Below are 18479 nucleotides of genomic sequence, written 5' to 3'. Positions count from 1 at the left end.
CTGTGAGGGTCCGCCCGCATCGCGAAGCGTTAGAGCGCGTTTCGATCTGATTGGATCAGACCGGCGCTCTAATCAATTGTTTTTGACCCGCATCTTATCCGAAAACGGTTTCACACTTTTCGGGATGCGCCCTAAATCGAGAATTACGCCATCCTACTGTGATTTCAATAATAATTCATTGTCTTGAAGCTGAATTGCTCAATCACGCCATTGCCGCCCGCACCGATGCGGCCTATGTAGATTCCGCACACAAGTTTTGAGGCAGCATCTGTTCGGCCCGCCGCTGGCTGCCCATGTAAGCCGAATGACAAGAGGAGAGTTTCCAATGGCTTTCGAACTGCCCGCCCTGCCGTATGACTACGACGCCCTTGCGCCTTTCATGTCGCGCGAGACGCTTGAACTTCACCACGACAAGCACCATCAGGCCTATGTCACCAACGGCAACAAGCTGCTCGAAGGCTCCGGCCTCGAAGGCAAGAGCCTGGAAGAGATCGTCAAGGAAAGCTACGGCAAGAACCAGGGCCTCTTCAACAATGCTGGCCAGCACTACAACCACATCCAGTTCTGGAAGTGGATGAAGAAGGGCGGCGGCGGCAAGAAGCTGCCGGGCAAGCTTGAAAAGGCAATCGAGTCCGATCTTGGCGGCTACGACAAGTTCCGTGAAGATTTCATCGCTGCCGGTGTCGGCCAGTTCGGTTCGGGCTGGGCCTGGCTGTCGGTCAAGAACGGCAAGCTCGAAATCTCCAAGACCCCGAACGGCGAAAACCCGCTCGTTCACGGCGCAACGCCGATCCTCGGCGTCGACGTGTGGGAACATTCCTACTATGTCGATTATCGCAACCTGCGTCCAAAATACCTCGAAGCCTTCGTCGACAATCTCATCAATTGGGAATTCGTCGAAGAGCTGTATGAAAAGGCCTGATGCCTTTCCTGTGAGAATAAGAAAAACCCCGGTTTCGCCGGGGTTTTTTATTGTCTTCAGTCCTTGATTACCTGCACGCCCACATGCCTTGCGCGTCCCGCACCCCATCCGGCGATGGCGGCGCCCAGTCCCAGCAGGGCGAAGAACGCCCCGCAAGCCGCAAAGCTGCCGGTCGCGCTGTGGATCATACCGACAATCAGCGGACCGATCGCGGCCAGCGTATAGCCGACGCATTGCGCCATGCCGGACAGATGTGCCGCCGTGTGCGAATCCGGGGCGCGCAGCACGATCACCATCATCGCGGCTGCGATGAGACCGCCCTGCCCGATGCCCTGAATGACCGCCAGCACCCAGTATGTCCATTGCGGCAGGTAGAGAAATCCGATCAGCGGCAAGGCTGCGCAAGCGCAGAGAGCGACATTGAGCCAGCTCTGGTTCTTCTGACGCGTGGCGATGGAAGGCACGGCGAGACAGGTCACCACCTGCACCATGATCGAGAAGGAAACGAGCCCCCCTGCCGCCTTGGGGCTCAGGCCCTGCTCGCGCAGGATCGGCGCCAGCCATCCGAAAACGATATAGGCGGTGGAGGATTGCAACCCCATGAACAGCGTCACCTGCCAGGCCAGCCTGTCCTTCCAGAGCCCGATCACGCGGAAGCCCGAATGGGCCACATTGTGCTTGGCGCGCATGGCCTGCGGCAGCCACAAAAGCAGCACAAGTGCGGCCGGAACGGCCCAGAATGCCAAAGCGAGGTTCCACGAGCCGCCGAGCAACCCCTTGATGGGAATGGTGAAACCGGCTGCGGATGCAGCGCCGCCGCACAATGCCATCGTATAAAGGCCGGTCATGATGGCGGCTGTCTTCGGAAAGTCGCGCTTGACGACGCCCGGCAGCAGAACATTGCCTGTGGCAATGGCGGCACCAGCGAGCGCGGCGCCGATATAGAGCCAATAGAAGGAACCGAAGCCGCGAATGGCGGTGCCGATTGTGAGCACGGCCAGCACGACAAGCAGGACACGCTCCGCACCGAAGCGCTGCGCCATCCGCGGCGCAAACGGCGCGAAGACACCGAGACAGACGACCGGCAGCGTGGTCAATATGCCGGCTGCGACCGACGACATGCCCGTCGCCTCAATGATTTCCGGCAAGAGCACGGAAACGCTGGAGAATACCGGCCGCAGATTGGCGGCGATGAGCACGAGGCTCAAGCCCAGCAAGATGCGCATCGCCTTGCTGGGCGGCTGCTGGACGGGCGGCGGCGGGACGCTGTCCGCCTCCGCATCGACCAGCGCATCCGGCTGCATTGCCTCGTTTTCTGCCGTGTCCGACAGGGCTGTATTTGTGTGGCTCATGATGCGAGCAACCTTTCAAGTTCTTCAATCAGGGGCGCCATGAAACGGCGAACGGTTGCTCCGGCCTTGTCGGGATCGCCCGAAGCGATGGCCTCGACGATCTGGCGGTGCGCTTCATCGCTCGGCTCGGGCAGTTCGCCATTGAGCGTGGCTTCTATGGATTCGCGAATGGAGGCGGAGAAAAAGGCATAGACCTCGATGAGGGCGTTATTGCCCGAGGCCGCGACGATGGCTTCATGGAAGGCAAAGTCTCGCGCCACGAAAGTTTCGCAGTCGAGTTCGTCGCGACTGCCCCGCTGCGCCAGCATTTTTTCAAGATGCGCAAGCCCCTTCCGCGTGATGCGCAAGGCGGCAAGACGGGCCGCTTCGGTTTCCAGAACTGCCCGGGTCTCAAAACGGTCGCGCAGGCTGGTGTGGCGAATGCGGTCCAGGCTGCGAGCCGTGTCCGCCGTCGAGCGGACATAAGTTCCTGAGCCCTGCCGGGTTTCCAGCATGCCCTGCGCGACCAGCGCCCGCACAGCCTCGCGCACAGTGCCGCGGCTGACGTCGAGCGTTGCGGAAAGTGCCGCTTCATTGGGCAGCTGGTCGCCGACGGACCAGCGTCCCGACATGATTTCCGCACGCAATGCCTGCGTGGCCGAATCCGTCAGGGTCTTGCGGGATATTGCCTTCATAGCTCCACCAAAGTCATCTGATGACCTGATGACCTGATGACCTGATGACCTGATGACCTGATGAATTAGACCTGCGGAAGGAAGCTGTCAACCGTCATGCGGAAAGCCGATTGTGGACTGGAAACCGCTGCCGCATTCCGTTAACAATTTTCGCGCACAGTGCCCATAATTCAGCTGCCCGAAATTCGGGCCAGACTCCAGGTGCCAGTATGATCACACTCTACAGCCTTTCCGTTGACCACCTCGAACAAGTGGAGGTCGAGCCGGGCACCCCATTGCCCGAGAATGTGATCTGGATCGACCTGTTCGCTCCCGGCGTCAACGAGGACAGCATTGTCGAGGCATGGACGGGCATTTCGATCCCGACGCGCGAAGACATGACGGAAATCGAGGAATCGAGCCGCTTCTACATGGAAACCGGCGCGCAATATCTGACCGTTCCGATCCTGCACGCGGTCGATCTCGATCATCGGGAGCTGGCGCCCGTCACCTTCATCCTGCACGGCTCGCGGCTGATAACAGTGCGCTATGCCAATCCAAAATCCTTCACCACCTATATTCTGCGCTCGACCAAACCGGGCAACGGCCTCATTTCAGCCAAATGCTCGGGCCTTTCGATCATGCTCGGCATCACCGAAGCCACGACCAACCGGCTGGCCGATATTCTGGAAGGCGTGGCAGGCAAGATCGATGCGGCTTCGCATTCCATCTACCGCCGCCAGCCCAAGGCGCGCCCGATGACGACGCAGGACTTCCGGCACATACTGACCCAGATCGGCGGACAGGGAACCTTTCTCTCGCGGATGCGGGAAAGCCTTGCAGGCATCAGCCGCATGCTGGTCTATCTGTCGGCCACCAGCAATCCGGCTTCGGGCAAGAAGGAAACACGCAGCTGGATCAAGTCGCTGGAGCGCGACACCCAATCGCTGACCGCATATGTGGATTTCCTTTCCAACAAGGTTACCTTCCTGCTCGATACGATCGTCGGCCTGATCTCGGTCGAGCAAAACGCCATCATTAAGATTTTCTCGGTGGCGGCGGTTGGCTTCATGCCGCCGACGCTGGTTGCTTCCATCTACGGCATGAACTTTTCCTTCATGCCGGAACTGCATTCGCCTTGGGGCTACCCGATGGCGCTTATCCTGATGGTCGCCTCTGCCCTGCTGCCGCTCTATTATTTCCGCCGCAAAGGCTGGCTGTAGCTTGTAGTGACAAGAAGCGCACGCCATGTTATATCAAGCGTTATAACAATAGGAGAACAGCCATGAATGTGACCCTGCGCAAGATCGGCAATTCCGATGGTGTGATCCTGCCTAAGGAAGTGCTGGAGCGGCTCAACCTCCAGACCGGAGACAAGCTCCAGGTGATCGAAACACCGAACGGCCTGACGCTGGAGCCTGTTGACGATACTTTCGAGCAGCAGATGGAAGCTGCCCGTAAAGTAATGGACAAGTACAAGGTCGCCTTGCAGAAGCTCGCCGAATGAACTGGCGTTTTCTTTCGCGACGCGTCGTTGAGGCAATCCACATCGAACAACTGCAACGCCACGGCGGCGCTCAAGGGCTTCGTGATGAGAATGCTCTTGAGTCTGCCCTGGCTCGCGCGCAGAACAAACAGGTTTATGGCCAACCGGATCATGCGGAAATCGCAGCAGCCTATGTTTTCGGAATAGGCCGCAACCATGCTTTCGTAGATGGCAACAAGCGCACCGCTATCGTGACCGCTGTTACGTTTCTGCTCGTCAACGGCTATGCACTGACCGCGGACGACGGATTGCTTTACAGTTTCACGATGGGTATTGCTTCCGGCGAGATTGATGAAGCTGGCGCGACCGCTTTTTTCCGTGACCATACAGTCGCGATAGAAGAAGACTAAACTGTCGTCAGCGACACGATTTCCCATTCGACATTGTTGATTTTCACGACATCACCGACCGGCTTGCCGAACAGCAGGATGGCGACAGGCGCGACATGGGAGATCTTGCCGTTTGACGGGTCGGCCTCGTCCTCGCCCACGATGGTCCAGCGACGGACCTTGCCATCATCCAGATTTTCCAGTTCCACGGTCATGCCGAAACGCACGACATCGCTATCGGCAGCGGGAACCGAAAGCTCGGCGTTTTCGCGCCGCGCCGTCCAGTAGCGCAGATCACGCGAAATGCGCGCAACCGCCGAACGCTCGCCCGCGACATTGGCATCCGCCAGCTCGCGTTGCAGCCGGGCGATTTCGTCCTCGATCATCTTCAGCCCCGCCGGCGTGACGAGATTGCGATGCGGGCTTACAGGGCGCTCGCCAAGGTCGGTCGGCGCATCATCCTGTTCTTTGGTGAAAGCTCTGCTCATCATTTCAATGTAAGCAAGCGCACCCCATCCGGCAAGCCTCCCTCCCATCCCCGCCCGCTTCTGCGACGCGTAAACGCATGATTTGCATGACGGGTTTTTATTGATTGATGAGTCAATCAAAGATAGACTGCACTGGAATTAGCCTGAGAACGGACCAGAATTATGCCCAAGATCGGGATGGAGCCCTTGCGGCGGCGCGAGCTGATCGATGCCGCCATCCGCACAATCGGCCAGCGCGGTTCGCTGGATGTGACCGTCGCGCAGATCGCGCATGAGGCGGGGGTTTCGCCCGCGCTTGCGCATCATTATTTCGGCGGCAAGGACAAGCTCATTCTGGCCACGATGCGGCATCTGCTGCGCGAACTGGGGCAGGATCTCAACGCGGCCATCGGACAGGCGGAGACGCCGCAGGCGCGTATCGCCGCCATCATCGCAGTCAATTTTTCCGCCTCGCAGTTCACGCAGGAAACGATTGCAGCCTGGCTGACCTTCTATGTGCATGCGCAGCAGTCGGAAGATACGCGGCGACTCTTGCGCATCTATGCGCGCCGCCTTCATTCGAATCTGGTTTTCGCGCTGGAGCAGCTCACGAGCCGCGAACAGGCGCACCGCATCGCCGAGGGCGCGGGAGCGATGATCGACGGCCTCTATATCCGCCATGCGCTCGGCGCCGATGCGCCGGATGCAGCCAGAGCCACGGCACTCGTGGAAGATTACATCGCGGTTCAGCTTTCAAGCCCACTTCTGGAAGGGCCTTCGGGGGGAAAATGAGTATGGAAGCGGATTTCGTCATCATCGGCTCCGGCTCCGCCGGATCGGCCATGGCCTATCGCCTGTCGGAAGACGGCCGCTATTCGGTGATCGTCATCGAATATGGCGTACCGGATGTCGGGCCGCTGATCCAGATGCCGGCGGCGCTGTCCTTCCCCATGAACATGGAGACCTATGACTGGGGCTTTTCCACCGAGCCGGAGCCGCATATTGGCGGGCGCAGCCTCGTGACGCCGCGCGGCAAGGTGCTGGGCGGTTCGTCCTCGATCAACGGCATGGTCTATGTGCGCGGCCACGCCCGCGACTACGACCACTGGTCGGAAAGCGGTGCGCGCGGCTGGGCCTATGCCGATGTGCTACCCTATTTCAAGCGCATGGAAAATTCGAGCGGCGGTCAGGAAGGCTGGCGCGGCACCAGCGGCCCGCTCTATATCCAGCGCGGCAAGCGCGACAATCCGCTGTTTCATGCCTTTGTCGAGGCCGGTCATCAGGCGGGTTTCGAAGTGACGGAAGATTATAATGGCGAGAAGCAGGAAGGTTTCGGCCCGATGGAGCAGACGATCCATAATGGTCGTCGCTGGTCCGCCGCCAATGCCTATCTGAAGCCCGCGCTCAAGCGCCCGAATGTCAGGCTGGTCAAGGGGTTGGCGCGCAAGATCGTGCTTGAGGGCAAGCGTGCGGTTGGCGTCGAGATCGAGGCAGGCCGCACCTTTTCGACCATCCGTGCGCGGCGCGAGGTCATCATTGCCGCCTCGTCTATCAATTCGCCAAAGCTTTTGATGCTTTCCGGCATCGGGCCTGCCGCGCATCTGAAAGACCATGGCATCGAAGTGGTTGCCGACCGTCCCGGCGTCGGCCAGAACCTGCAGGACCATCTGGAAGTCTATATCCAGCAGGAATGCACGCAGCCGATCACGCTCTATTCCAAGCTGAACCTGTTTTCGAAAGCCAGGATCGGCGCGGAATGGCTGTTCTTCAAGACGGGCGACGGCGCGACCAATCATTTCGAATCCGCAGCTTTCGTGCGCTCGAAGGCCGGCGTGGAATATCCCGATATCCAATATCATTTCCTGCCGGTCGCCATCCGCTATGACGGCAAGGCGGCAGCGCAGTCGCACGGTTTTCAGGCCCATGTCGGGCCGATGCGATCAAAATCACGCGGCAGCGTAACGCTTCGTTCGGCCAATCCGCGCGAAAAGCCGGTCATCAAGTTCAACTACATGTCGCATGAGGACGACTGGGCCGATTTCCGCCATTGCGTGCGGCTGACGCGGGAAATCTTCGGACAGGCGGCGTTCGACCCTTATCGCGGCGCGGAAATCCAGCCGGGCGCGCAGATCCAGAGCGACGATGAAATCGACAATTTCATCCGCGAGCATGTCGAAAGCGCCTTCCATCCGTGCGGCACCTGCAAAATGGGTGCGCTTGACGATCCGATGGCCGTGGTCGATGCTGAATGCAAGGTGATCGGTGTCGAAGGCTTGCGCGTTGCGGATTCGTCCATCTTCCCGCGCATCACCAATGGTAATCTCAACGGCCCGTCGATCATGGTCGGCGAAAAGGCATCCGATCATATTCTTGGCCGCACGCCGCTGGCGCGCTCCAATCAGGAACCATGGATCAATCCGAGGTGGCAGGTTGCGGACCGCTGACGCGGTCCAGCGAGTGGGCAGTAAGGCAGTAGGGGAATATGTCAGCTCGTGTTCCCGGCGCTTAACAACATACTGCCTTACTGCCCTACCCCCTATTCCCTTAAACAAGGAACCAGAAATGAAAGTACAACCCAAAGCCTCGCACTTCATCGGCGGCGCATTCGTGGAAGACAAGGCAGGAAAGCCTTTGCCAGTCATCTATCCGGCGACGGGTGAAGAGATCGCCAAGCTTTATTCCGCCACGCCCGGCGTGATCGAGGCGGCTTATGCGGCTGCGCTGAAAGCGCAAGGCGAATGGGCCGCGCTGAAGCCCGTCGAGCGCGGACGCATACTGCGCCGCACGGCGGAAATCCTGCGTGAGAAGAACAAGAAACTGTCGAAGCTCGAAACGCTTGATACCGGCAAGGCGCTTCAGGAAACGCTGGTGGCGGATGCCGCTTCAGCCGCCGATGCGCTGGAGTTTTTCGGCGGTATCATTTCCGGTTTCAACGGCGAGTTCGTGGAACTGGGCGGCTCGTTTGCCTATACGCGCCGCGAAGCGCTCGGCATCTGCGTCGGCATCGGCGCGTGGAACTATCCCATCCAGATCGCCGCGTGGAAATCCGCGCCTGCGCTCGCAATGGGCAATGCCTTCATCTTCAAGCCGTCAGAAAATACGCCGCTTTCGGCTCTGGCGCTGGCCGAAGCCTACAAGGAAGCCGGGTTGCCCGACGGACTGTTCAATGTCGTGCAGGGCTTCGGCGATGTAGGAGCCGCACTCGTCAACCATCGCCTGACGGCCAAGGTTTCACTGACCGGCTCCGTGCCGACCGGCAAGCGCATCATGGCGCAAGCGGGCGAACATCTGAAACACGTCACGATGGAACTTGGCGGCAAGTCCCCGATCATCGTGTTTGACGATGCCGACCTTGAAAGCGCCATTGGCGGCGCGATGCTCGGCAATTTCTATTCGACGGGTCAGGTCTGCTCGAACGGCACCCGCGTCTTCGTCCACAAGAACGTGCGCGAACGCTTTATCGAACGGCTGGTCGAACGTACACGCAAAATCCGCATTGGCGACCCGCTGGACGAAGCGACCCAGATGGGGCCGCTCGTCAATGCAGCCCAGCGCGAGAAGGTTCTCTCCTATATCGAAAAGGGCAAGGCGGAAGGCGCAACCCTTGCGTATGGCGGCGGCATACCGAAGCTGCAAGGTTTCGATAAGGGCTATTTCATCGAGCCGACCATCTTCACGGATGTGACAGACGACATGACCATCGCCCGCGAGGAAATCTTCGGGCCGGTGATGAGCGTGCTGGAATTTGTCCATGAGGATGAGGTGATTGCCCGCGCCAATGATAGCGAATTCGGTCTGGCGGCGGGCGTGTTTACCGCAGACATTGCACGGGGCCATCGCGTCATCGGCCAGATCAAGGCCGGGACATGCTGGATCAACGCCTATAACCTGACGCCGGTGGAAGTGCCCTTCGGCGGCTACAAGCAGTCCGGCATCGGTCGCGAGAACGGCATCGCCGCTCTGGCGCATTACAGCCAGATCAAGACCGTCTATGTGGAGATGGGCAAGGTCGACAGCCCTTATTGATCGCTGAACCGGGTCCGTGGAACCGAAACCGGTCCCGCGGACTTGGGAGCGCAGTCATAACGGTAGAGCTGTGGCGATGGCACCGCGCGCGGATAGACGATGGCGCGCCGTGACGGCTGGCCCACCGGGTTTGCCAAGGGCATGGCCCAGCCGGGCCGTGCAGCTGCATCTGGAGCGCCCGTTCCCTGCATCGGCACGAGCCGGCATTCCAGCCCGAAATCGCTCTGCAGCCCTGTTGCGGAGGCAACGTGAGTGCAGCCGAACATGGCGAGCAAAAAAGTAAAAACCAGCCTCATATTGCGATAACTTTCAAACACAATAAATAGTTTCAAACCTTCTCATATTCAATGAATGCTCTATAGAAATAGCCTGCGGAAAGAGCCGCACATATTTGGCGAGATTACCTGTTAATAGCTATTGGTGAAACGATTCCTGACCTTGCAGGAGGGCACCATAACTGACCTTATAGAAATAACTACAATTATATTAGGTTGAAAAATTATATATTACAAAATAATGAAACTGTAATCATGGAAAGTGACATAGACAATCCTATTTACCGGAAATAAGAATACAACTCCTATTTATTGGATGGCAACAAATGAGCATATGCCAATGGATCAATATAGTATTTATTTCTAATGAATGATTATTCCCCACATCAATCTTCATGATCTTTGGCTTGACGATTTGCAATGAGCAACGAGACAACAATTTCAACAGACATGAGACCGGCTGCGCAATGAATTCTGGCGCGCCATCCTGTAGCCCATGTATGAAATCACGGGCGACAGCGACGATTACCAGTTTTCAGGATCAATCGTTGCGCGTTCCATAGGCTCCATTCAGATTGGAGCAACCTCCTTCAATTCACAGCGCTACACGCGTGCGCGAAAGCTCATCGCCAAGAGCGGGCTGAATCACTATGTCCTGCAACTCATCACCAGCGGCGATCTGCACGGCGATTTCAATGGTGTCGATGTCGAAGCGAAACAGGGCGATATCGTCGTTATCGATTTGAGCCAGACGGTGGAAAGCCACGCATCCAACGGTTCCCGCATCACTGTGCTGATTCCGCGTGAGGAGCTGGAGAGGATCGTCGGCTGGCACAATCTGCATGGCCTCGTCATGCCCGCAACTGCCCCCATGACACGGGTGCTCTTCAGCTAACTCCAGAATCTCCAGTCATTGAGCGGCACGCTCGACAGGGTGGAAGCACAATCTGCGCTGGATGCGATGTTCATACTTCTCGGCGCAAGCATCAACGGCACCGAAGGCGGCGTCATTGAAAGCCTTCCAGCCAACCTCCCAGTACGCAAGCGCATCCTCGCCTATATCGACGAGAACCTTTCCGATCCAGTGCTGGGGCCATGCCTTATCACCAAGAACCTGCGCATTTCACGCTCGAGCCTCTACCGGACATTCGAGATGGAAGGCGGAATTGCAAAGATCATCCGCGACAAGAGGCTGGACCGCGCCTATCGCATTCTTGTCGATGAACGCGGGCGGCACGTATCGCTGAAGGAAATTGCCTATCGTTGCGGCTTTCATGTTGGCACGCAATTCACCAAGGCATTCAAGGCCCGTTTCGGCATGACGCCGAGAGACGCTCGCGATTGCGAGGCGGATCTGCTGACGCCGGTATTGGACAAGTTCGACTACACGATTCACCTTTCGGAAGAAGTCGCCAAACTGGGCATCATCAAGCCATGAGCCGACATCAGCCCGATGCAAGGCGCTTCAGAAAGTCGTCGCACCAGCGGTTGACGTCGTGGGTGTTGAGAAAGCCCATCATGCTTTCAAACCGTTCCTTGCGCTCCTCCAGAGGCATGGCCAGCGCACGGGCCATGGCATAGGCCATCGCTTCCATGTCATAGGGATTGACCAGAAGCGCACCGTCCAGTTCCTGCGCGGCGCCGGCAAAGCGGGAGAGGACCAGCACGCCGGGGTTCTCGGGGTTCTGGGCGGCAACATATTCCTTGGCGACGAGGTTCATGCCGTCACGCAACGGCGTGACCAGACCGACAGCGGCGAGCCGATAGAGACCGGCCAGCACGTCGCGATTGAGGGACCGGTTGATGTAGCGTATCGGCGTCCAGTCCACCGTGGCGTTCGCTCCGTTCACCCGCCCGGCCAGTTCGGCCACCGCGCGCTGCATGTCCTTGTATTCCGGCACTTCGGAACGGGATTTCGGCGTGACCTGCAGAAAGGTAACCTTGCCGCGATTGCCGGGATCGACATTGAGAAAATGCTCGAAAGCCTCCATGCGATTGGTGATGCCCTTCGAGTAGTCGAGCCTGTCGACACCGATGATGAGACTACGATCCAGCATGCTTTCGCGCATGCGCCGCACTGTCGAATGGCCGTCCGCCTTGTTGGCTATCTCTGCAAATGCGGCCGTCTCGATACCGATGCCGAAGCGCTCGGCGCGGAACCGGTGGCCGAAGGCCTCAAACAGCCCGTCATCGCTGAGCGGCTTGCCGATTTTTTCACGCCGCAGGCAGCTGATGAAGTTGTCGACATCGTTTTCGGTCTGGAAGCCGACGACATCGTAGGAAGCAAGGCCGCGCATGATTGTTTCGTGCACGGGAAGCGTGAAAACTATATCAGCGGGCGGCCAGGGAATGTGCAGGAAGAAACCGATGCGGTTGGTGACGCCCAGATTGCGCAGTTCCGCAGCCAGCGGAATGAGATGGTAATCGTGAATCCAGATGAGGTCATCCGGCTGGATCATCGGCAGGAGATGCTTTGCAAACAGGCGATTGACCCGGAAATATCCCGCCATGTCCTTGCGCGTGTAATCGACGAGATCAAGGCGATAGTGGCAGAGGGGCCAGAGCATGCGGTTGGCGAAGCCTGCATAATATTCGTCGATATCCTTCTTGTGGAGATCAAGCAGCGCATAGCGGATCGGCCCCTCGTCCCGGATCGTCAGTTCCTGCGGCTGACGCGCGGGAAGCGTCTTGCCGGACCAACCGAGCCATATGCCGCCGCGTTCGTTGAGCGCCGCCTGCAGCGCGACCGCCAGACCGCCCGCTGGTGCCTTGCCCTGTTCATCAGGCAGGGGAACACGATTGGAGACCACGATCAGCCGACCCATACACCAAATCCTTTCATTGCTGTTGCTGTCCATTGTCCCGGATGCCGGAGAGCCAGAGGCGAAGCTCATCCGGGCTTGCAAAGCGTACAGCCCCCGGACGGTCGATCGCTCGTCCGATCACCACGGCCGTTCCGCCCAGTTGTTCCGCCGCCTCGAGCATCGGCAAATCAGTCAGATCGTCGCCGAATGCGATCGGCACCCTGCCCGCAAACGGCTTTTCCAGCATGAAACGGCGCAAGGCGGCGCCCTTGTCGCTGAGCGCGGGGCGCAGCTCGAAAACCATCTTGCCCCCCTGCACGGTCCAGTCCGGCCCGGCGAGCTTCCACGCCTTGTCCACGAGGTCATGGGCAAGTTCGGCTTTCTCGGGCGCGGCGCGATAATGGAGCGCAACCGCACTTCCCTTGTCCTCGGCACGAAGGCCGCTGACGCGAAGCGCTGCCTGCCGCAGAAAATCCTTGGCGGTCTGGAATTGTTCGCCCGGCTCGATCAGTTCGACAAGCCCGGATGCGTGTCGGAATTCAGCGCCATGCAGCGCGGCTATCGGCCCGTGGTAATCGGGAAAGCGTTCCTCGATGAAGCTTATGGCCCTGCCCGTGACGAGCGCCATCGCACCGGACAAATGCCGGGAAATAACCGAGAGGGATTTTTGCAAGCCGGTCGAAACGACCACGCCGTCGGGATCGGCGGCGATATCGAGCAAGGTGCCATCGACGTCGAAAAAAAGCGCGTGTTTCTGAAAATCGATGACCCGCATGCCGATCAGATCGGTAGCCGTATCCTGTTCATTACTGGGCATAGGAGGCAAACATTCGCGGCGGCGAATGGTTCCCGATTAAATGCCGCGCCCGGCGGTTTCCGAGTGATTGACAAGGCGCCAAGAGGCTGACGCCTCGCGCCTCGAAAAAGTTCAATCACCAGCCGGGCTTAATCAAAGTCCAACGAGTTCCGCTCAACGACCGTGATATCAGGTGCGCCCATAGACGTCGTCGAAACGCACGATGTCGTCTTCGCCCAGATATTCGCCGCTTTGCACCTCGATGAGCACGAGCGGCAGAATGCCCGGATTTTCCAGCCGGTGACGGAAGCCACAGGGGATATAGGTCGACTGGTTCGTCGTAAGCAGAATTTCGCGATCGCCATTGGTCACCTTCGCGGTGCCGGAAACGACGATCCAGTGCTCGGAACGGTGATGATGCGCCTGAAGGCTCAGCCGTCGTCCCGGTTTCACTTCGATCCGCTTGATCTTGAAGCCGTCGCCTTCCTCAAGCACCGTATAGGTGCCCCATGGGCGATGGGCCGTGCGGTGAAGCTTGGCAGCTTCATGGCCATCGGCGCGCAGCTTGTTGAAGACCTTGCGCACTTCCTGCGCCTTGTCGCGATGGGCGACCAACAGCGCATCGGGCGTGTCGACCACAAGAAGATCGTGAACGCCGACAAGGCTGACCAACCGTGTTTCAGACAGGACAAAACTGTTGGTCGTGTCTTCGATGACCGTTTCGCCGCGCAGGCGGTTGCCTTCATCGTCGGGCGTGATCAGGTCGGCCATCGCCGCCCAGGAACCAATATCGGACCAGCCGCAGGACACCGGGATGCAGGCAATATTGTCGGCCTTTTCCATGATCGCATAGTCGATGGAAATCGCTGGCGCCGCCGCAAAATCGTCCTTGGCGATTTCGACCGTCTTCGTCTCGCCGTTGACCCCGCGCCGGGCATGTTCGAGCGAAGCCTGAACGGCAGTGAAGATTTCCGGCGCGTGGCGCTGCAGCGCTTCGAGCATGGTTCCGGCGGTGAAACAGAACATGCCGGAGTTCCAGAAATAGCGGCCGCTTTCGACATAGGCCTGTGCCGTCTCGGCGTCAGGTTTTTCGACAAAGCGCAGCACGTCGATGCCTTCGGCCTCGATGTAGCCGAAGCCGGTTTCCGGATGATCGGGCACGATGCCGAAGGTGACGATGCGGCCCGTTTCAGCAAGCGGCCGCGCCTTGGAAACGGCCTCGGCGAACGCGGCCTCATCCTCGATCAGGTGATCGGCGGGCATGACGAGCAATGTGGCGTCCGGGCCGTAAGTGGCGGCGGCATGGAGTGCGGCGACGGCAACGGCAGGCGCCGTATCGCGTCCGAGCGGCTCCAGCAGAAATGCGTTATCGACCTTGGGCGCCTTCGCATCGGCATAGGCGTCAAGCGTCAGAAACAGGAAGTCGCGATTGGTGACGGTGAGGATATGGTCCACACCGCCCAGCCGCGCCGCGCGCTTGTAGGTCTTGCCTATCAGGGTGCTGCCGTCCGGCAGCTCGATGAATGGCTTCGGGTGCGCATCGCGCGAAAGCGGCCATAGCCTTGAACCGGAACCGCCGCTGATGATGACAGGAATAAAGCTCATTGCTCAGTTGTCCTTCGTTGCGTTGCGGGCGATGGCAAGTCCCGTTTCCAGAAGCGTTTTTGCCTGGCTCTCGCCTGAGGCTTCCACATAGCACCGCAATTCCGGCGCGTTGCCGGAAGCACGATAGTGGATGGCATTGCCTGAATGGAAGAAGAGTTTCACACCGTCAATGACCTCGGTCCGGACGATCGGCTCGTCCATCTGAAACAGTGCGCTTCGCGTCGCCTCGTTCTTGAGGAGGGACAGAAAGGCGAGGCTCTTTTCCTGCGGAACGTTCTGGAGCCTGTCGCTCAGCGCAGTGCGGAAATGGAAGCTTGCCGCAATGTCAGACAGCGGCTTGCCCGTTTCCTTGATGGAACCGAGACTTCCCAGGATTGGCAGCAGCGCATCACGGGTCGAAAGCGCGGCCAGCACATGACCGTCACGGTTTATATCCGTGCCGAGCAGCACGCCGCCATTGGCCTCAAACCCAACCACGGCCGGGGCGCCGCCGGCGACAGCCTGCGTCATGCCTTCGATGACATAGGGCGACCCCACGCGTGTTCTGATGACGCGCTCGAAATTTTCTTCCAGCGCGGAATTGGATGTCACGGGCGTCACTATCGTCTTGACGCCAAGCCAGCGTGCGGTGATTGCCCCGACCAGATCGCCCCGGACAAAGCGGCCCTTCCCGTCTGCGATCAACGGGCGGTCGGCATCCCCATCCGTGGACACGATGGCATCAAAACGGCTTTCCTTCGCCCATTGGTCGAGAAGCTCAATATCTTCGGAACGAAGGGCCTCGGTGTCGACCGGCACAAACACATCGGACCGTCCGAGCGGTACGGCTTCGGCCCCGAGTTCGGTAAGAATGCGGACGATGAGATCACGCGCTACGGACGAGTGCTGGTAGACCCCGACCCGCAAACCGCGGAGGCTTTCATGCCCCAGAAATCCGACATAGCGGTTCACATAGAGGTCGATCGCATCGCTGCCATAGGGTGCATCGTGCAGATGACGAAAGGCAAGATTTGCAGGCAAGGCCGCATAGGCGGCACTGATGGCGCTTTCATCATTCTTGTCGATTTCACCGTCGGCGCGATAGAATTTGAGCCCGTTGCGGTCATCTGGAATATGGCTGCCAGTGACCATAATGCTCGGCGCCTGCTGCGAGATTGCATAATTGCTCAGCGCCGGGGTCGGCAAGACGCCGCAATCAACCGGCTGAAATCCCGCATCCTCGATTGCCGCCATGCACAGCGCCGCGATGGCCGGACTGGACGGACGAAGGTCGCGACCGACGAATACACTGTCGCCCCTGTGCAGCTTTCCGGCCTCCGACAGCATTCCGACGAAAGCAAGGGAATAGGCATAGGCAGGCAGGCCATTCAGTTCGTCCGCCAGTCCCCTCAGACCGCTCGTGCCAAATTTAAGCGATGTACCGCTCATGCTTCCCGCCAGATTTTCCAGTATCGAAGAGGCGACGCCCGCAAGCGCCCGCCAAGCTTAAAAGTCTTGCCATCTTATAACGTGAATCCGAAAATCATCATCCCCACAATGGTGCAATCCCATGCACCTTATTGTGGGTCATAATCCGTATAGGCGGGCAATATCAAATCCTTAACGCAGACTGCGTTAATAATTGCTGTTTTGCGCTTATTTGGCTGAGGCTAGAGCGGTTCCAGTTGAAACGGAATCGGGGAACCGCTCCATCTCTTTGTTTTCACGCATTCTCCTACGCAAAACCGCTTCGCACTTTTGCTGGAAATGCTCTATACCAGCCGGGACACGACGTCCCGCAGCGACGACTGCCAATGCGGTGCCGACCAGTTGAACGCCTGTTGGAATCTGGCGGTCGACAGGCGGGAGTTGGCAGGGCGCATGGCCTTGTTGGGGTAATCGGCGGTCGCAATATCCGTAACGGTCGACGTCGGCCCGCCAAGCCTGGCGCTTTCACCGAATATGGCGCGTGCAAAGCCGCTCCAGTTCGTATCACCCGTTCCGGCCAGATGATAAACACCATAAGCCGAAAACTCCGGTGCCGCCGCCAGATGATCCGCCACCCGGATAATTGCATCAGCGATATCAAGCGCGCTGGTCGGATTGCCCCACTGGTCAGCAACAACCGAGAGAGCGTCGCGCGTCTCCGCGAGCTTCAGCATCGTCTTGACGAAATTCTTGCCGAAAGGACTATAGACCCACGCTGTCCGCAAAATGATGTGCTGCGGGTTGGCTTGCGCTACGAGACGCTCACCTTCAAGCTTGGAGCTTCCGTAGACACTGCGAGGGCCGGTGGCGTCCGTTTCAACATAGGGTTTGTCAGCGTCGCCCGCGAAAACATAATCCGTGGACAGATGAATGACAGGAACGCCGCAGTTCTTCGCTGCCTGCGCAACTGCCCCGGCGCCTGCTGCATTCACCGCAAAGGCAAGTTCCTGCTCATCCTCGGCCAGATCCACCGCCGTATAAGCGGCGGCAGAGACGACGACGTCGGGCTTGATCGCTTCAATGGCAGTGCGCACGGTGTCCGGCTCTGCCAGATCCAGCTCCGGGGGGCCCAGCGCGATGACCTCGAGGTCCTCACGCTGCGACGCCTTCTCAAGAAGGCTCTGCACAACCTGCCCTTCCCTCCCGGTGACGGCGATTTTCATGCATTGGCCTCTTTTACTGCCGTGCTGCCCAGACGCTCACCGGCATAGGTACCGCTGCGGATCGGCTCCCACCACCATGCATTATCGAGATACCATTGAATGGTTTTTTCCAGCCCGGTCTCGAAAGTTTCCTGCGGCTTCCAGCCCAGCTCGCGCTCGATCTTCGAAGCGTCGATCGCATAGCGGCGATCATGACCCGGGCGATCCGTCACGAAGGTGATCAGGTCGGCATAGCTCTTGCCGTTTGCGCGAGGCCGCTTCTTGTCCAGAATGGCGCAGATGGTTTCCACCACATTCAGATTGGTGCGTTCCGCGCGTCCACCGATATTGTAGCTTTCGCCCAGCTTGCCCGTCGTCGCGACCAGAGCGAGGGCCCGCGCATGGTCTTCAACATAGAGCCAGTCGCGCACATTCGCCCCCGCCCCGTAAACCGGCAGCGGCTTTTCATCGAGCGCATTGAGAATGACGAGCGGGATCAGCTTCTCGGGGAAATGGAACGGGCCGTAATTGTTCGAGCAATTCGATAGCACAACCGGCAGGCCATAGGTTTCATGCCAGGCGCGCACCAGATGGTCGGAGGCCGCTTTTGAAGCCGAATAGGGTGACGAGGGCTTATAGGGCGTTTCCTCGGTGAAAATACCGCTGTCGAAAGGCAGATCGCCAAACACTTCGTCCGTCGAAATATGGTGGAAACGGAAGCTCGACTTGCGCGGTTCCGGCAGTTCCCGCCAATAGGCAAGTGCCGCATTCAGCAGGCGAAACGTTCCGACAATGTTCGTCTCGATGAAAGCACCCGGACCATCGATTGAACGGTCGACATGGCTTTCTGCCGCCAGATGCATGACCACATCGATTTCGTTGGCGCGCAGAGCATCCAGAACGCTCGTGTCATCGCAGATATCAGCCTGGAGGAAGCTGTAATTCGGATGATTTTCAATCTGACGGAGAGACGCCAGATTGCCTGCATAGGTCAGCTTGTCGAGATTGACGACATTGATCCTGGGATCGGAAGCCAGATGCCGGCACACCGCAGAGCCAATGAAGCCTGCTCCACCCGTAACGAGAATATTCATA

17 protein-coding genes and 1 pseudogene are annotated in these 18479 nt (G+C 58.8%); 8 read left to right on the top strand and 10 right to left on the bottom strand.

Features of this window, described 5'->3' with window-relative positions:
- Positions 1 to 325: 325 nt before the first annotated feature.
- Complete coding sequence (locus ACOWVS_RS03160) at positions 326 to 922, top strand: superoxide dismutase (RefSeq protein WP_006471131.1); 597 nt, start codon at positions 326 to 328, stop codon at positions 920 to 922.
- A 56-nt stretch (positions 923 to 978) separates the two neighbouring features.
- Here ACOWVS_RS03160 and ACOWVS_RS03155 read toward each other — a convergent pair whose 3' ends face one another.
- Both ACOWVS_RS03155 and ACOWVS_RS03150 read right to left on the bottom strand, forming a co-directional pair.
- The gene (locus ACOWVS_RS03155) at positions 979 to 2226 is read right to left on the bottom strand and encodes a CynX/NimT family MFS transporter (RefSeq protein ID WP_278503282.1); all 1248 of its coding nucleotides are present in this window, start codon (positions 2224 to 2226) and stop codon (positions 979 to 981) included.
- Positions 2227 to 2270: 44 nt separating this feature from the next.
- Positions 2271 to 2948, bottom strand: coding sequence for a FadR/GntR family transcriptional regulator (locus ACOWVS_RS03150; RefSeq protein ID WP_006466312.1), 678 nt, complete (start codon positions 2946 to 2948; stop codon positions 2271 to 2273).
- 209 nt (positions 2949 to 3157) lie between these two features.
- Here ACOWVS_RS03150 and ACOWVS_RS03145 point away from each other — a divergent pair, with 209 nt between their 5' ends.
- The 3 genes from ACOWVS_RS03145 to ACOWVS_RS03135 all read left to right on the top strand — a co-directional run bounded on the left by ACOWVS_RS03145 (position 3158) and on the right by ACOWVS_RS03135 (position 4823).
- Positions 3158 to 4150 carry a magnesium transporter CorA family protein gene (locus tag ACOWVS_RS03145; RefSeq protein ID WP_075041616.1) on the top strand — a complete coding sequence of 331 codons (993 nt, stop codon included), beginning with the start codon at positions 3158 to 3160 and terminating at the stop codon, positions 4148 to 4150.
- 62 nt (positions 4151 to 4212) lie between these two features.
- Entirely contained in the window at positions 4213 to 4434 is a 222-nt protein-coding gene (locus tag ACOWVS_RS03140; RefSeq protein WP_075041615.1) for an AbrB/MazE/SpoVT family DNA-binding domain-containing protein, read from the top strand.
- The gene (locus ACOWVS_RS03135) at positions 4431 to 4823 is read left to right on the top strand and encodes a type II toxin-antitoxin system death-on-curing family toxin (RefSeq protein WP_075041614.1); all 393 of its coding nucleotides are present in this window, start codon (positions 4431 to 4433) and stop codon (positions 4821 to 4823) included. The genes ACOWVS_RS03140 and ACOWVS_RS03135 overlap by 4 nt, the downstream gene beginning before the upstream one ends.
- Here ACOWVS_RS03135 and ACOWVS_RS03130 read toward each other — a convergent pair.
- The gene (locus ACOWVS_RS03130) at positions 4820 to 5290 is read right to left on the bottom strand and encodes a GreA/GreB family elongation factor (RefSeq protein WP_063620079.1); all 471 of its coding nucleotides are present in this window, start codon (positions 5288 to 5290) and stop codon (positions 4820 to 4822) included. The two genes, ACOWVS_RS03135 and ACOWVS_RS03130, sit on opposite strands and share 4 nt — an antisense overlap.
- Positions 5291 to 5452: 162 nt before the next feature.
- On the opposite strand from ACOWVS_RS03130, the gene betI reads away from it, so the two are divergent.
- From betI to betB, 3 genes are all read left to right on the top strand, one after another.
- Entirely contained in the window at positions 5453 to 6061 is a 609-nt protein-coding gene (gene betI / locus ACOWVS_RS03125) for a transcriptional regulator BetI (RefSeq protein ID WP_006466307.1), read from the top strand.
- 2 nt (positions 6062 to 6063) lie between these two features.
- Positions 6064 to 7713, top strand: a complete 1650-nt coding sequence (betA, locus tag ACOWVS_RS03120; RefSeq protein WP_075041613.1) for a choline dehydrogenase — start codon at positions 6064 to 6066, stop codon at positions 7711 to 7713.
- A gap of 118 nt (positions 7714 to 7831) precedes the next feature.
- Positions 7832 to 9295, top strand: a complete 1464-nt coding sequence (gene betB, locus ACOWVS_RS03115) for a betaine-aldehyde dehydrogenase (protein WP_063882697.1) — start codon at positions 7832 to 7834, stop codon at positions 9293 to 9295.
- On the opposite strand, the gene ACOWVS_RS03110 is transcribed toward betB, so the two are convergent.
- Positions 9289 to 9591: a hypothetical protein gene (locus ACOWVS_RS03110; protein ID WP_063882699.1), complete on the bottom strand. Its 303-nt coding sequence runs from the start codon at positions 9589 to 9591 to the stop codon at positions 9289 to 9291. The two genes, betB and ACOWVS_RS03110, sit on opposite strands and share 7 nt — an antisense overlap.
- Before the next feature lie 399 nt (positions 9592 to 9990).
- Here ACOWVS_RS03110 and ACOWVS_RS03105 point away from each other — a divergent pair.
- Positions 9991 to 11008 (top strand): annotated as a pseudogene (locus tag ACOWVS_RS03105) (helix-turn-helix domain-containing protein).
- 7 nt (positions 11009 to 11015) lie between these two features.
- Here ACOWVS_RS03105 and otsA read toward each other — a convergent pair.
- The 6 genes from otsA to rfbB form a co-directional block, all read right to left on the bottom strand.
- Positions 11016 to 12395, bottom strand: a complete 1380-nt coding sequence (gene otsA / locus ACOWVS_RS03100) for an alpha,alpha-trehalose-phosphate synthase (UDP-forming) (protein ID WP_075041611.1) — start codon at positions 12393 to 12395, stop codon at positions 11016 to 11018.
- Between the two features lie 13 nt (positions 12396 to 12408).
- Positions 12409 to 13191 carry a trehalose-phosphatase gene (gene otsB, locus ACOWVS_RS03095; protein WP_075041610.1) on the bottom strand — a complete coding sequence of 261 codons (783 nt, stop codon included), beginning with the start codon at positions 13189 to 13191 and terminating at the stop codon, positions 12409 to 12411.
- Between the two features lie 168 nt (positions 13192 to 13359).
- Complete coding sequence (locus ACOWVS_RS03090) at positions 13360 to 14775, bottom strand: mannose-1-phosphate guanylyltransferase/mannose-6-phosphate isomerase (protein ID WP_075041609.1); 1416 nt, start codon at positions 14773 to 14775, stop codon at positions 13360 to 13362.
- 3 nt (positions 14776 to 14778) lie between these two features.
- Entirely contained in the window at positions 14779 to 16203 is a 1425-nt protein-coding gene (locus tag ACOWVS_RS03085) for a phosphomannomutase (RefSeq protein WP_075041608.1), read from the bottom strand.
- Positions 16204 to 16526: 323 nt separating this feature from the next.
- A complete protein-coding gene (gene rfbD / locus ACOWVS_RS03080; RefSeq protein WP_075041607.1) occupies positions 16527 to 17405 on the bottom strand; it encodes a dTDP-4-dehydrorhamnose reductase in 879 nt (292 codons plus the stop codon).
- Positions 17402 to 18478 (bottom strand): dTDP-glucose 4,6-dehydratase, encoded by a 1077-nt coding sequence (gene rfbB / locus ACOWVS_RS03075; RefSeq protein ID WP_075041606.1) that lies wholly within the window; start codon positions 18476 to 18478, stop codon positions 17402 to 17404. Before rfbB ends, rfbD begins: the two co-directional genes overlap by 4 nt.
- Position 18479: the final 1 nt, after the last annotated feature.

Source organism: Brucella sp. IR068, from assembly GCF_049065885.1.
GTDB lineage: Bacteria > Pseudomonadota > Alphaproteobacteria > Rhizobiales > Rhizobiaceae > Brucella > Brucella intermedia.
This window is presented reverse-complemented; position numbering and strand designations above follow the sequence as displayed.

What these genes read in the sequence shown, in the direction of transcription:
- betA (WP_075041613.1), top strand. Translation starts at nt 6,064, where the DNA reads ATGGAAGCGGATTTCGTCATCATCGGCTCCGGCTCCGCCGGATCGGCC.
- rfbB (WP_075041606.1), bottom strand. Translation starts at nt 18,478, where the DNA reads ATGAATATTCTCGTTACGGGTGGAGCAGGCTTCATTGGCTCTGCGGTG.
- ACOWVS_RS03085 (WP_075041608.1), bottom strand. Translation starts at nt 16,203, where the DNA reads ATGAGCGGTACATCGCTTAAATTTGGCACGAGCGGTCTGAGGGGACTG.
- betB (WP_063882697.1), top strand. Translation starts at nt 7,832, where the DNA reads ATGAAAGTACAACCCAAAGCCTCGCACTTCATCGGCGGCGCATTCGTG.
- ACOWVS_RS03150 (WP_006466312.1), bottom strand. Translation starts at nt 2,948, where the DNA reads ATGAAGGCAATATCCCGCAAGACCCTGACGGATTCGGCCACGCAGGCA.
- ACOWVS_RS03140 (WP_075041615.1), top strand. Translation starts at nt 4,213, where the DNA reads ATGAATGTGACCCTGCGCAAGATCGGCAATTCCGATGGTGTGATCCTG.
- ACOWVS_RS03160 (WP_006471131.1), top strand. Translation starts at nt 326, where the DNA reads ATGGCTTTCGAACTGCCCGCCCTGCCGTATGACTACGACGCCCTTGCG.
- ACOWVS_RS03110 (WP_063882699.1), bottom strand. Translation starts at nt 9,591, where the DNA reads ATGAGGCTGGTTTTTACTTTTTTGCTCGCCATGTTCGGCTGCACTCAC.
- rfbD (WP_075041607.1), bottom strand. Translation starts at nt 17,405, where the DNA reads ATGAAAATCGCCGTCACCGGGAGGGAAGGGCAGGTTGTGCAGAGCCTT.
- betI (WP_006466307.1), top strand. Translation starts at nt 5,453, where the DNA reads ATGCCCAAGATCGGGATGGAGCCCTTGCGGCGGCGCGAGCTGATCGAT.
- ACOWVS_RS03130 (WP_063620079.1), bottom strand. Translation starts at nt 5,290, where the DNA reads ATGAGCAGAGCTTTCACCAAAGAACAGGATGATGCGCCGACCGACCTT.
- otsB (WP_075041610.1), bottom strand. Translation starts at nt 13,191, where the DNA reads ATGCCCAGTAATGAACAGGATACGGCTACCGATCTGATCGGCATGCGG.
- ACOWVS_RS03135 (WP_075041614.1), top strand. Translation starts at nt 4,431, where the DNA reads ATGAACTGGCGTTTTCTTTCGCGACGCGTCGTTGAGGCAATCCACATC.
- ACOWVS_RS03155 (WP_278503282.1), bottom strand. Translation starts at nt 2,226, where the DNA reads ATGCAGCCGGATGCGCTGGTCGATGCGGAGGCGGACAGCGTCCCGCCG.
- ACOWVS_RS03090 (WP_075041609.1), bottom strand. Translation starts at nt 14,775, where the DNA reads ATGAGCTTTATTCCTGTCATCATCAGCGGCGGTTCCGGTTCAAGGCTA.
- otsA (WP_075041611.1), bottom strand. Translation starts at nt 12,395, where the DNA reads ATGGGTCGGCTGATCGTGGTCTCCAATCGTGTTCCCCTGCCTGATGAA.
- ACOWVS_RS03145 (WP_075041616.1), top strand. Translation starts at nt 3,158, where the DNA reads ATGATCACACTCTACAGCCTTTCCGTTGACCACCTCGAACAAGTGGAG.